General features: G+C 40.6%; 14 protein-coding genes. 1 reads left to right on the top strand and 13 read right to left on the bottom strand.

The window, feature by feature from the left end; all coding sequences use genetic code 11:
• Positions 1-27 precede the first annotated feature (27 nt).
• The 11 genes from atpA to mioC all read right to left on the bottom strand — a co-directional run bounded on the left by atpA (position 28) and on the right by mioC (position 9,651).
• Positions 28-1,569, bottom strand: a complete 1,542-nt coding sequence (atpA, locus tag HNW13_RS22175) for a F0F1 ATP synthase subunit alpha (RefSeq protein WP_101087348.1) — start codon at positions 1,567-1,569, stop codon at positions 28-30.
• Positions 1,570-1,583: 14 nt separating this feature from the next.
• Positions 1,584-2,117: a F0F1 ATP synthase subunit delta gene (atpH, locus tag HNW13_RS22170; RefSeq protein ID WP_101087349.1), complete on the bottom strand. Its 534-nt coding sequence runs from the start codon at positions 2,115-2,117 to the stop codon at positions 1,584-1,586.
• Between the two features lie 16 nt (positions 2,118-2,133).
• Positions 2,134-2,604 (bottom strand): F0F1 ATP synthase subunit B, encoded by a 471-nt coding sequence (gene atpF / locus HNW13_RS22165; RefSeq protein ID WP_101087350.1) that lies wholly within the window; start codon positions 2,602-2,604, stop codon positions 2,134-2,136.
• Positions 2,605-2,641: 37 nt separating this feature from the next.
• Positions 2,642-2,893 carry a F0F1 ATP synthase subunit C gene (atpE, locus tag HNW13_RS22160; protein ID WP_011639455.1) on the bottom strand — a complete coding sequence of 84 codons (252 nt, stop codon included), beginning with the start codon at positions 2,891-2,893 and terminating at the stop codon, positions 2,642-2,644.
• A 65-nt stretch (positions 2,894-2,958) separates the two neighbouring features.
• The gene (atpB, locus tag HNW13_RS22155; protein WP_101087351.1) at positions 2,959-3,753 is read right to left on the bottom strand and encodes a F0F1 ATP synthase subunit A; all 795 of its coding nucleotides are present in this window, start codon (positions 3,751-3,753) and stop codon (positions 2,959-2,961) included.
• Positions 3,754-3,765: 12 nt separating this feature from the next.
• Positions 3,766-4,149 carry an ATP synthase subunit I gene (locus HNW13_RS22150; protein WP_101087392.1) on the bottom strand — a complete coding sequence of 128 codons (384 nt, stop codon included), beginning with the start codon at positions 4,147-4,149 and terminating at the stop codon, positions 3,766-3,768.
• A 225-nt stretch (positions 4,150-4,374) separates the two neighbouring features.
• Positions 4,375-5,256, bottom strand: a complete 882-nt coding sequence (locus HNW13_RS22145; protein ID WP_101087352.1) for a ParB/RepB/Spo0J family partition protein — start codon at positions 5,254-5,256, stop codon at positions 4,375-4,377.
• A 9-nt stretch (positions 5,257-5,265) separates the two neighbouring features.
• Entirely contained in the window at positions 5,266-6,054 is a 789-nt protein-coding gene (locus HNW13_RS22140) for a ParA family protein (protein WP_101087353.1), read from the bottom strand.
• A 62-nt stretch (positions 6,055-6,116) separates the two neighbouring features.
• Entirely contained in the window at positions 6,117-6,737 is a 621-nt protein-coding gene (gene rsmG / locus HNW13_RS22135) for a 16S rRNA (guanine(527)-N(7))-methyltransferase RsmG (RefSeq protein ID WP_101087354.1), read from the bottom strand.
• A 112-nt stretch (positions 6,738-6,849) separates the two neighbouring features.
• The gene (gene mnmG / locus HNW13_RS22130) at positions 6,850-8,739 is read right to left on the bottom strand and encodes a tRNA uridine-5-carboxymethylaminomethyl(34) synthesis enzyme MnmG (protein ID WP_101087355.1); all 1,890 of its coding nucleotides are present in this window, start codon (positions 8,737-8,739) and stop codon (positions 6,850-6,852) included.
• Positions 8,740-9,210: 471 nt separating this feature from the next.
• Positions 9,211-9,651, bottom strand: a complete 441-nt coding sequence (gene mioC, locus HNW13_RS22125; protein ID WP_162024240.1) for an FMN-binding protein MioC — start codon at positions 9,649-9,651, stop codon at positions 9,211-9,213.
• Positions 9,652-9,820: 169 nt separating this feature from the next.
• Here mioC and HNW13_RS22120 point away from each other — a divergent pair, with 169 nt between their 5' ends.
• Positions 9,821-11,134: an alanine/glycine:cation symporter family protein gene (locus HNW13_RS22120; RefSeq protein ID WP_242445161.1), complete on the top strand. Its 1,314-nt coding sequence runs from the start codon at positions 9,821-9,823 to the stop codon at positions 11,132-11,134.
• 78 nt (positions 11,135-11,212) lie between these two features.
• On the opposite strand, the gene fghA is transcribed toward HNW13_RS22120, so the two are convergent.
• Positions 11,213-12,058, bottom strand: a complete 846-nt coding sequence (gene fghA, locus HNW13_RS22115; RefSeq protein WP_192116443.1) for an S-formylglutathione hydrolase — start codon at positions 12,056-12,058, stop codon at positions 11,213-11,215.
• Positions 12,059-12,131: 73 nt separating this feature from the next.
• Positions 12,132-13,262, bottom strand: coding sequence for an S-(hydroxymethyl)glutathione dehydrogenase/class III alcohol dehydrogenase (locus HNW13_RS22110; RefSeq protein WP_011639464.1), 1,131 nt, complete (start codon positions 13,260-13,262; stop codon positions 12,132-12,134).
• Positions 13,263-13,336: the final 74 nt, after the last annotated feature.

Here is a 13,336-nt window from a genome sequence, read left to right as displayed (position 1 = left end):
GTGCCTAATGACACCCCGTGTTCATTATTACCAGGTTTGGGTTTCAATGAACTTGTCCATGCCTGCCTTTAACTCACCTTCGATATCAGCGTTATAATCGCCAGTAGCATTGATGGTGTTCATTAGGTCAGCATGTTGACTGTTCATGTATGAAAGCAGAGAGGCCTCGAAGCGACCGATTTCATTTAAAGCAACACCTTTAAGGTAGCCTTTTTCAGCTGCGAAAATAGACACAGACTGGGCAGCAACGCTCATAGGAGCATATTGCTTTTGCTTCATTAATTCGGTTACACGCTCACCATGCTCAAGTTGAGCACGAGTTGCATCATCTAAATCAGACGCAAACTGTGAGAACGCAGCAAGCTCTCGATACTGTGCAAGTGCAGTACGAATACCGCCAGACAGTTTCTTGATGATTTTAGTCTGCGCAGCACCACCAACACGAGAAACTGAAATACCTGGGTTAACTGCTGGACGTAGTCCAGAGTTAAACAAATCAGTCTCAAGGAAGATTTGACCATCTGTAATAGAAATTACGTTAGTCGGTACGAACGCTGATACATCACCAGCTTGGGTTTCAATAATAGGCAAAGCGGTTAACGAACCGGTTTTACCTGTTACTGCACCTTTAGTGAACTTTTCTACATAATTCACGTTTACGCGTGAAGCACGCTCTAATAAACGAGAGTGTAGATAAAAAACATCACCTGGGTATGCTTCACGTCCTGGTGGACGCTTTAATAGTAGTGAAATTTGACGATAAGCAACTGCTTGCTTAGACAAATCATCATATACGATTAAAGAATCTTCACCGCGGTCACGGAAGTATTCACCCATAGAACAACCAGAATATGGCGCTAAATATTGTAGTGCGGCAGCTTCAGAAGCTGAGGCAACAACAACAATAGTGTTAGCTAATGCACCATGTTCTTCAAGCTTGCGTACTACGTTAGCGATGGTAGAAGCTTTCTGACCAATAGCTACATAGACACACTTAATGCCTGACTCTTTCTGGTTGATAATTGCATCGATTGCCATCGCTGTTTTACCAGTCTGACGGTCACCAATAATCAATTCACGTTGACCACGACCAATAGGGATCATGGCATCAACGGCTTTATAACCAGTTTGAATTGGTTGTGATACTGACTTACGTTCAATAACACCTGGGGCAATCACTTCAACAGGAGAGAAACCATCGTTGTCGATAGGTCCTTTTCCGTCAATAGGCTCACCTAGAGTGTTAACAACGCGGCCAAGTAGACCACGACCCACCGGTACTTCAAGAATACGACCAGTGGTTCTTACTTTATCGCCTTCTGCTAAATTAGCATAAGGCCCCATTACTACGGCGCCGACAGAATCACGTTCTAAATTCAACGCGATTGCAAAACAGCCACCAGGCAGTTCGATCATTTCACCTTGCATTACATCGGCTAGGCCGTTAATGCGAATGATGCCGTCACTTACTGCAACGATTGTACCTTCGTTGCGAGCTTCACTAACGACGTCGAACTGCTGGATCCGCTGCTTAATCAGATCGCTGATTTCAGTGGAATTCAGTTGCATGCTCAAACTCCCAATTACGACTGCAGCTTTTCAGACAAACGCGATAACTTACCGCTTACCGAGCCATCAATGACTAGGTCGCCTGATTTAATAATTACACCGCCAATAAGCGATGCGTCGATGCTGCAATTCAGCTTAACTTTGCGTGCGAGACGTTTCTCTAAAGAAACACTAATTTGCTGCTGTTGCTCAGAGCTTAGCTCAGTAGCAGAAACCACATCGGCTTCAACTTCTTTTGCCCACTCATTACGGTATTCAGCAAAAAGTAGCGATACTGTTGACAGTATCCCTAAACGACCGTTTTCAGCCATTACCTTTATCAGGTTTTGACCTTGCTCATTGACTTGCTCACCGCATACTTTTATAAAAAGTGAGGCAAGTTGTGTACTCGCGAGAGTACCATTAAGCAGTGGCTTTATTGATTCGTTTTCACTTACCAATGAAGCGAAAGTTAACATTTCTGTCCAACTTTCTACTGCTTTATGCTCAACAGCAAAATCAAAAGCTGCCTTTGCGTAAGGGCGAGCGATGGTGCTTAATTCAGCCATAACTCAACTCCCTTAATCAAATTTCAGCAACAAGTTTATTAACTATGTCACTGTGGGCTTCTGGATCTATCACGCGTTCAAGAATTTTCTCTGCACCAGCGATAGCTAGTAGAGCAACTTGCTTACGCAAATCATCTTTCACGCGATTACGTTCGTTTTCAATTTCTGCTTGACCCTGGGCGATAATTTTAGCTCGCTCAGTTTGCGCTTCAACTTTAGCTTCTTCAACGATTTGAGCCTTACGCTTATTAGCTTGCTCAATAATTTCGTTGGCAGTTACTTTTGCTTCTTTTAGTTGCTCAGTAGCTTTAATTTGTGCTAACTCTAGATCTTTTGCTGCACGGCCGGCATCAGCCAGACCATCAGCAATTTTCTTCTGGCGTTCTTCGATGGCATTCATCAACGGAGGCCATACAAACTTCATGCAAAACCACACGAAGAGAATAAAGGCAACCGTCTGACCGAATAGGGTAGCGTTGAAATTCACAACAGCCTCCTAGTTAGATTAAAGACAGAAGCGTTAGTTAAAGCATTGCACCCAATGGGTTAGTAAATAGCATAAATAGCGCAATACCTACACCAATCATAGTTACGGCATCTAGAAGACCCGCTACGATGAACATTTTAACTTGTAACATAGGCGCCATTTCTGGCTGACGAGCTGCACCTTCTAAAAACTTTCCACCTAAAAGGCCGAAACCAATAGCTGTTCCTAATGCACCCATACCAATGAGTAGAGCAACAGCAATTGCCGTCATTCCTAATACAGTTTCCATATCTATCTCCAATATTCTAAATCGTTGTTATTAATGATTTAGGTCAAAAAAATTTTCGGTTACCCTTAGTGATCTTCATGCGCCATGCTTAAATAAACAATGGTCAACATCATGAAAATAAATGCTTGTAAAGTAATAACTAAAATATGGAAAATTAACCAACCTAGTTGTAATCCTACACCTAGAGCAGATAACGCCACGTTAGAACCGTACATCAATGCAATAAGGATAAATATCAACTCACCAGCGTACAAGTTACCAAATAGTCGTAGAGCCAATGAAATCGGCTTCGCAACTAAAGTTACTGTTTCTAATAATAAGTTGACGGGTATCATTGCCCAATGGTTAAAAGGCTGAAATGTTAGTTCTTTAACAAAACCTGAAACACCTTTGACTTTAATGCTGTAATAAATAATCAGCACAAACACACCAAGAGCTAAGCTGAAGGTAATGTTAACGTCTGTAGTCGGGACAACTTTTAGGTATGGAACACCAGCTAATAAAGCCAGTGAAGGTAACCAATCGACTGGGATCATATCCATGAAGTTCATCATGAAAATCCAGACGAAAATTGTCAGAGCTAAAGGCGCAATAACAGGATTGCGGCCGTGAAAAGTTTCTTTCACACTGCTATCAACGAACTCAACAATCATCTCGACAAAACATTGAAATTTGCCAGGAACGCCTGTGGTCGCTTTTTTGCCGGCACGGTAAAACAGCCATAAGAACAACATTCCAAGCCCAACCGAAAAGAGCAACGAATCAATGTTCCAAGTCCAAAATCCTTCACCAACTGTTAGATTGGTAAGGTGATGTTGGATATAGCTCTGCTGTGTCATTTCTTCACCAGTTGCAGACATGATTCATCCCACTTAACTTTGCTTGAAATATAAAGGTGCTATCCAATGTACAACTAACACTAATGAGTAACAGGTAAAAAGCGGCATAAATCCAACTTTTATATTGATAAACACTAACGAAAATAATGCAATGGTTAATAGCATCTTTACCGCTTCCCCCCAGTAAAAGCTTTTAATCACTTTTGCTGCAGAGCTTGCCCCACTATGTGAGAAAGCTAGGGTTGCGAATACAAAATTAGGAAGTACAGCAATTACGCCACCTGCTAGCGCAGATAGGCCATACTGTGCTCCCCACATAACGAAAAATAGTGTTGAAATAATACACGCGACTGTCGCTTGTACCAGCACTAATTTATAGGCTGCTAACCTGCCACGACGCGCTAAAACATTACCCAACTTCATATCTCCGCATTATTGCCTTTCGCGGTCCTAATGTTAAATTTAATATATTAAACTAGCCTTAAGATTCAAAAAGCCTGCAAAGTATACCTTTTCGCGCTTTGTTTGCAACTTTGATGATAGTAAAACAACGATTTTACGCACGATTCAGCGCTAAATAATCAAAAACTAAAATTAGAGCTATGTCACAAACTTACTAATGAAATTGGTTTGTTGCACATTTCAGCGGATTTTACTTAAAATTCCGTCTAATTCAGCTAGATTCTGGTAATTTATTACAATTTTGCCTTTACCTTTACTGCCATGATTGATGGCAACCTTGGCACCGAGTCTTTCAATTAACTCTTGTTCTAAACGACTAACATCATGATCTTTAGCTGGTGTTTCGGCGTCTTTAGCCGGATTTAGGGCTTTATTAACTAATCGTTCAGTTTCTCGAACAGTCATTTCTTTTGAGGCCACTAATCGAGCTAAATTAGTCTGTTCATCGCCTTCTACCGCCAATAAAGCCCGCGCGTGGCCCATGTCGATATCACCATTTTCCAACAAACGTTTAACAGGCTCATTAAGGCTATTTAAACGCAATAAATTAGACACACTAACACGGGATTTACCAACTGCATCAGCCACTTGTTGATGGGTTAATTCAAATTCTTCTAATAATCGTTGCAAGGCAATGGCTTCTTCCATTGCATTTAAATCTTCACGTTGAATATTCTCAATTAGCGCGATAGCGACCGCAGCATCATCAGCCACTTGCTTTACAATACAAGGTACTTTATCAAGTTTGGCTAGTTGAGCTGCACGCCAACGACGTTCACCGGCAATAATTTCATAATTAGTTGCAGATATTTTACGAATAATAATAGGTTGTATAACACCTTGAGCACGAATTGATTCAGCTAGCTCTTCTAGTGCTTCTGGCGACATATCTTTACGTGGTTGATATTTACCTGGTTGTAATAAATCAAGATCAAGGTGTAGTAAGTCATTTAACGTTGCAGATTGCTGCTCTTCTACTTGATCATTTTTACGACTAGCAGTATTACTGTGGCTTAATAAGGCATCCAAGCCTTTACCTAAACCGCGTTTTTTTATGGTCATTTTTGTATCCTACGCTTGTTTTGGTTGAGTTTGCTGTTCTGCACGACGGATTATTTCACCTGCCAGGGCTAAATAGGCTTTAGCTCCGGCACTTGATTTGTCGTAATACATGGCAGGTGCACCAAAACTAGGTGCTTCAGCTAAACGAACATTTCGCGGTATCACAGTGCGATACACTTTCTCACCAAAATGCTGTTTGAGTTGATCAGATACATCATTAGATAAACGATTTCGCGGATCATACATAGTCCGCAAAATGCCTTCTATGCTTAATGTAGGGTTAACCATGGCGCCTAGCTTGGTAATAGTGTCAATTAACGCCGTTAAGCCTTCTAAGGCATAATATTCGCATTGCATTGGCACAAGTACAGAATCAGCAGCCGACATGGCATTTACAGTTAACATATTGAGTGATGGAGGGCAGTCAATAAAGATAAAGTCATAATCATCTTTGATCGGTGCTAATGCGTTGCGTAAACGGATCTCACGCGCATAAAATTCCATTAATTTAATTTCAGCAGCAGTGACATCACCATTACCCGCGATCAAATCATATTTACCGATGGTATTTTTAATGACTATTTCGGCAAAGGGTTTTTCTTCGACTAATAATTCATAAGCGGTGTTATCGACTTCATATTTATCGACACCACTGCCCATAGTCGCATTACCTTGAGGATCTAAATCGATCAACAACACTTTACGCTTTGTGGCGGCAAGTGATGCGGCTAAATTAACGCAAGTTGTTGTTTTTCCAACGCCACCTTTCTGGTTGGCTACGGCAATGATTTTACCCACAATGTCATCCTGTCTTAAAGTTATTGATGTCCGGTTAGCTTAATTAGCGAAAGAAATGCGAGTTATTGCTTAGCAATTTTTAATAAATGTCGCTGTTCATCTAACGTTGGTACATGCAATACAATGGTTTCTACCAACAAAAATCCTGTTGGCATATCTTGTAATTCTTGCTGATTTAACTGGCCTTTTAACGCATAAAAAGTGCCTTTCTCAGTCGGTAAATGATGACACCAACTGAGCATATCTTGAATAGATGCAAATGCTCGACTTAACACACCATCAAATTTAATCTCTGGGTTATAAGCTTCAACACGGCTTTCTACCGAGGTAATATTATTAATTTTTAATTCAAATTGAACCTGTTTTTGAAAACGGATCCGTTTACCTAAACTGTCTAACAACACAAACTGCTTATCTGGATTCATAATCGCTAATGGGATCCCGGGTAAACCAGGGCCAGTTCCCACATCGATAAAACGCTGTCCTTCAAGATAAGGAGAAACGGTTAAACTGTCCATAACATGACGGATTAACATTTGCTCAGGATCGCGAACAGCGGTGAGATTATAAGCCTTATTCCATTTATCAAGCATTTCAACAAAACCTATTAATTGTTTTTGTTGTAATTCAGTGGCCGACATATTCATTTCAGCTAAATAGGTTTTAAGTTGGGCAGATAACACAGAAAGCCTCGTAGGTTGCATGATAAAGACGGCAGTTATTATGAAGCCGTAAAAGCACTAAGGGAAGCCTTATGGCTTCCCTTGTGGTATTGAGTTGAAAAAATAACTATATTTATGCGATTTTTCGCAATAATCCTCGTTTTTTCAAATGTACTAGCAAAATTGAGATCGCTGCAGGAGTAATGCCTGAGATCCGTGATGCTTGTCCAACTGTGTCAGGTTTATGATTATTGAGTTTTGCGATCACTTCATTTGATAAACCAGGCACTTCTTGATAATCCAGATCAAGTGGCAATAATGAGTTTTCATGACGGATCGCTTTATCAATTTCATCTTGCTGACGCTGAATGTAACCAGAGTACTTAACTTGAATTTGTACTTGTTCAGCTGCTTGTTGATCTTCAAGTCCAGGACCAAAACCCTCTAATGACATAAGCTTTGCATAATCCATTTCAGGACGGCGTAGCAAGTCTTCAAATGATGCTTCACGTGAAATAGGGGTGTTTAATTGTGGATTAAGTACCCCTAATAAAGCTGAATTTGGGTGAACCCATTGGCTGCGCAAGCGCTGAAGTTCTAATTCGATCGATTCTCTTTTGGCAATAAATGATTCCCATCGCTTATCATCAACTAAGCCTAATTCACGGCCTTTTTCAGTCAAACGTAAATCGGCATTATCTTCACGAAGTAATAAACGATATTCCGCACGGCTGGTAAACATGCGGTATGGTTCTTTTGTACCTAAGGTTGATAAATCGTCAACTAAAACACCTAAATAAGCTTCATCACGACGAGGACACCAAGCTGCTTTGCCTTGAACTTGCAGTGATGCATTCATTCCAGCAAGTAAACCTTGAGCTCCGGCCTCTTCATAACCAGTAGTACCGTTAATTTGACCAGCGAAATAAAGTCCTTCGATGGCTTTAGTTTCTAATGAGTTTTTAAGATCACGTGGATCAAAGTAATCATATTCAATAGCATAGCCAGGACGCATAATTTCAGCGTTTTCCATGCCTTTAATTGAACGGACTAAATTTAACTGTACGTCAAATGGTAAACTGGTTGAGATACCGTTTGGATAAATTTCATTAGTGCTTAGGCCTTCAGGCTCAATAAATATCTGATGTGATGATTTATCTGCAAAACGGTGGATCTTGTCTTCGATAGACGGACAATAACGCGGTCCAATCCCTTCTATAACACCTGAATACATAGGGCTACGATCAAGTCCTCCACGAATAATATCGTGGGTTTTCTCATTGGTATGAGTGATAAAACATGAAACTTGTCTTGGATGCTGACTAACATCACCAACAAATGACATTACTGGCAGTGGTGTGTCACCTTTTTGCTCAGTCATTTGTGTAAAATCAATGGTATTAGCATCGATACGTGGTGGTGTCCCAGTTTTTAAACGGCCAACACGGATATTTAATTCACGTAATCTATTCGCTAATGCAATTGCCGGTGGATCACCTGCGCGACCACCACTGTAATTCTGCATACCAATATGGATTTTACCACTTAAGAATGTACCCGTTGTTAACACAATTGCTGGTGCTTCGAAAGCTAAACCCATTTGTGTTACTACACCAACAACTTTATCGCTTTCAACAACTAGGTCATCAACAGCCTGTTGGAATATACGTAAATTAGGTTGGTTTTGTAATATATGTTGGATTTTTTGACGATACAGCGCTCTGTCTGCCTGGGCACGTGTTGCACGAACGGCAGGACCTTTGCTTGAATTTAATGTTCTAAATTGAATACCTGCAAAGTCAGTGGCGGTTGCCATTGCTCCACCTAAGGCGTCAATTTCTTTTACCAAGTGGCCTTTACCAATCCCGCCTATTGCAGGATTACAAGACATTTGGCCAAGTGTGTCGATGTTATGGGTCAACAATAATGTTTTTGAGCCCATTCTTGCAGCTGCAAGTGCTGCTTCAGTTCCGGCATGACCACCACCAACAACAATTACATCAAACCGTTCATGAAAATGCATTATCTGACCTTTGATAGCTAAGAAAGTTAAATTCGAATTTATTCTTTTTTCGATTGGATCATTTTAGCACTTGCTCGTCTGAACGTGAACGATCATTTTTCATTGATTGATCAAGATGCGGTTTGCTTAATAGATCTTAAGATCTTTATATAGATCTTTTTATTATGTTTATTATTAGGATCGGACTTTTCTGTTGATAACTTTTATTTCTGTTTAAAATCATACGGTAAAGTTAAAACTAACCTGTGATCTGATCGCGATCAAACTCAAGATAACATGGGGATAGATCGGGTAGTTATCCACAAGGGTGATCATTGAGCAGATCGGACTGTGAATAGTACAGAGTTATGATCGCTAAAAATAATAGCTTATCCACAAACTTATACTTATAAGTAATATATTGTGGATAAGTATGATCTAATCTGTGAGTTGATCACGATTTATGCAGACAATGATCGGATATCTATATGCTTAGATAAGATGTTGCCATTGCAATAACCACGCTAGAGCAGGTTCTTCTGGTATTGGGTCTCGTTGCACATCTATTTGGATCTTATCCACAATGGCTTTAGATCCATTTTGCAAAAGTAGTGCGGTTATTTTTTCTGGCCCTTGGCAGAAAGTATCGTAACTAGAGTCACCAATTGCACATAAAGCGAACTTTATATGGTTAAGATCGGGCATTTCGATCATTAATTGCTTATGAAATGGCACTATGTTGTCGGGAAGATCGCCTGCTCCATGAGTAGAACATACAAGGATCCACACTGAAAAATCTGCTAATTCATCTATATTAGGCTCAATAAATACCTTTGTTTGATGGTTTAACTCATCAAGTTGAGCTGCCATTTCATCGGCAACATATTCTGAACCGCCTAATGTTGTGCCTACTAATAATGCTACTTTTGCCATCTTGACTCCGAATTATTAAATTTATTCATCTATTTTACGCTTATTTTTCATTGCGCTGTGCGAGTAATATCAGTATTTTCTTAATTACTATTTTACAATAAAACAACAGGTTTTAATGAATCTTGCTGATATTACTAAACAGCTAGCTGACCTTGCATGGGGTCCTCACATGCTTATTTTACTCGTTGGAGGTGGCTTATTCTTCCTTATTTATTCTCGTTTTGTGCCTTTTAGGTACATAGGTCACGCTATTAATGTCGTGAGAGGTAAATATCCTGATGATGGCGCCGAAGGGCATATCAGCCATGCTGGGGCGTTATCCAGTGCTATGGCCGGTACCGTGGGAATGGGAAATATTGGTAGTGTTGCTGTGGCTATTATGGTCGGTGGTCCGGGAGCTATTTTCTGGATGTGGATCAGCGCTATTGTTGGTATGGCGACCAAGTTTTTTACTTGTACTTTGGCTATTATGTATCGTGGTAAAGATGAAAATGGTGATGTACAGGGTGGCCCTATGTACATTATTACTCAAGGGTTAACTAAAAAATGGCATTTTTTAGCGGTATTTTTCTGTGTTGTTGGCTTAATTGGTAATTTCCCGCTGTTTAACTCAAATCAATTAGTACAGATAATCCGCGAGTGGTTATTTGTTAAACCGGGTCATTTTCCGGCGGATCAATCGACTTTTTGGCTTGATTTGAGTTTAGGGATCGTTGTTATGGTGATAGTGGCAAGCGTTATTCTTGGTGGAATTAAGCGTATTGCGACCGTAGCATCTAAAGTTGTGCCGATGATGATCTTAATTTACATGAGTTGTGCCGCTTATGTGATTGTGTCAAATATTGAGCAAGTACCTGGCTATTTTAGTCTTATTTTCAGTGAAGCATTTTCGTTAAATTCGGTTGGCGGCGGAATTTTAGGGACAATGTTAATTGGTATTCGCCGAGCGGCATTTTCGAATGAGGCCGGAATTGGTACAGAGGTTATGGCTCATGGCAGTGCCAAAACTAATGAACCAGTAAAAGAAGGTTTAGTGGCCATGTTAGGCCCTGCTATTGATACATTATTAGTCTGCACTGCAACAGCGATGATTATTTTAATCTCGGGTGTGTGGCAAGGTACTGATGCTGAAGGGGTAAATTTATCGGCGCAGGCATTTGAAATTACGATGCCAGGTATTGGACCATATTTGCTTATTTTATGTGTGGTGTTTTTTAGTATTAGCACCATTTTTACTCAAGCATTTTATGGTGGCCAATGTTTTGCCTTTTTATTTGGTCGTAAACGTATTCGTTTTTATCAGTACTTTTATTTATTAGCTATTTTGTTTGCTGCGACAGCCAGCTTGCAAGAAATTGTGAATATTATTGATGCTGCTTATGCATTGATGGCGATACCGACGATGACGTCTGCTTTATTGTTAGCTCCTAAAGTTAGGGCTGCAGCAAAAGATTATTTCTCTCGGTTAGATGCTAATCGTTAACTGTAATGTATAAAAAAACGAGCCAAAATGGCTCGTTTTCATTTTTATTGATTCATTACAACTATCAAATATTGTATTTTATTTAAGTGCTAAGTGTTTAGCATGAAAACGCAGATGGTCTTCAATAAACGTTGCGATAAAATAATAGCTGTGGTCATAACCTGGCTGCATTCTTAGTTCAAGCGGATAACCTTTGTCTTTAGCTACTTGAACTAAGGCTTGTGGTTTTAACTGCTCGTCTAAAAAGTTGTCATTACTGCCTTGATCCACCAGAGTGGGCACAAATTGTTGGCTATTGGCCATTAACTCGCAGCTATCGTATTGTTGCCATTGCTGCTGATCATCACCTAAATAACCACGGAATGCTTTGATGCCCCATGGGCAGTCCATTGGGTGACAAATAGGACTAAATGCTGACAGGCTGTTATATCTGTGCGGATTTTTTAATCCTATGGTTAACGCGCCATGTCCACCCATTGAGTGGCCGCTAATACTGCGTTGCTCTGTTACTGGGAAATGGGCTTCAATCAGTGCTGGCAATTCGTTTACCACGTAATCATACATTTGGTAATGCTGACTAAAGGGTGGTTTGGTGGCATTTAGATAAAAGCCTGCACCTAAACCAAAGTCATAAGCGCCGTCGGTATCATCTGCAACACCTTCACCTCGAGGGCTGGTATCGGGTGCGACAATAGCCATGCCTAACTCTGCTGCTATGCGTTGTGCACCTGCTTTTTGCATAAAGTTTTCATCAGTACAGGTGAGCCCTGACAACCAATATAAAACCGGCACTTTTTGGCTTTCGGCTTGTGGCGGTAAGTAAATAGCAAACCGCATGGTGCAATTAAGCGTACTTGATTGATGACTGTATTGTTTATGCCAACCACCAAATGCTTTGGTACTGCTGATACTTTCAATGGTCATGATGTGTCCTTATTTGTCAGAACGCAGTTAAGTCGTTTTACACTTAACTGCATCTGTCATGATAAATTAAGTGTTACTTGGCAAAGTGGATCACGCTGCGAATACTTTCACCTTTGTGCATTAAATCAAATGCATCATTAATGCCTTCAATACCCATGGTGTGAGTTATAAAGTGGTCAAGTTTAAATTCGCCAGCTAGGTATTGCTCAACAATACCCGGTAATTCACTGCGTCCTTTAACGCCACCAAATGCACTGCCACGCCATACGCGACCAGTAACTAATTGGAATGGACGGGTTGATATTTCTTGGCCTGCACCGGCTACACCAATAATGACGGACTCGCCCCAACCTTTATGACAGCATTCTAATGCACTGCGCATTACATTGACGTTACCAATACATTCAAATGAGAAATCGACACCACCGTCGGTCATTTCTACAATCACTTCTTGAATCGGCTTATCAAAGTTTTTAGGGTTAATGCAGTCTGTTGCCCCTAATTTTTTGGCAAGTTCGAATTTAGATTCGTTAAGGTCAATACCAATAATTCGGCTGGCGCCAGCCATGGTGGCACCAATAATTGCTGATAGACCGATACCGCCTAAACCAAAAATAGCGACAGTATCACCTTTTTGAACTTTAGCTGTTTTCAATACAGCGCCCATGCCGGTGGTCACACCACAACCTAATAAACAGACTTCTTCTAAAGGCGCATCTTTACTGACTTTGGCTAATGATATTTCGGGTAATACGGTGTACTCAGAAAATGTTGAACAACCCATGTAGTGAAAAATTGGCTCACCATCTTTAAAGAAACGCGTGGTGCCGTCTGGCATTAACCCTTTACCTTGAGTTTCACGCACTGCGCTGCAAAGGTTGGTTTTACCAGAAGTACAGAATTTACATACTCCACATTCTGCTGTGTATAACGGAATAACATGATCGCCGACTTGTACGCTAGTAACGCCTTCACCGACCATGTGAACAATACCGCCGCCTTCATGACCAAGAATCGCTGGGAATACCCCTTCAGGATCATCACCTGAAAGCGTGAAAGCATCGGTATGACAAACGCCAGATGCCACAATACGTACCATGACTTCACCCGCTTTTGGGTACATTACGTCGACTTCTTCTACCGATAGTGGTTGGCCAGGTCCCCAAGCTATAGCGGCTTTGGATTTAATAAATTGTGCTGACATAAATGATTTCCTTAACATTAACGACCATGGTCAACATGGTTAAGTGGTTTTACTACAGTGTAGTGTATTTAGCC

The organism is Shewanella sp. BF02_Schw (assembly GCF_014596695.2).
Lineage (GTDB): Bacteria > Pseudomonadota > Gammaproteobacteria > Enterobacterales > Shewanellaceae > Shewanella.
Note: the sequence above shows the minus strand (reverse complement) of the source record. Positions and strands in the feature narration are given on the sequence as shown.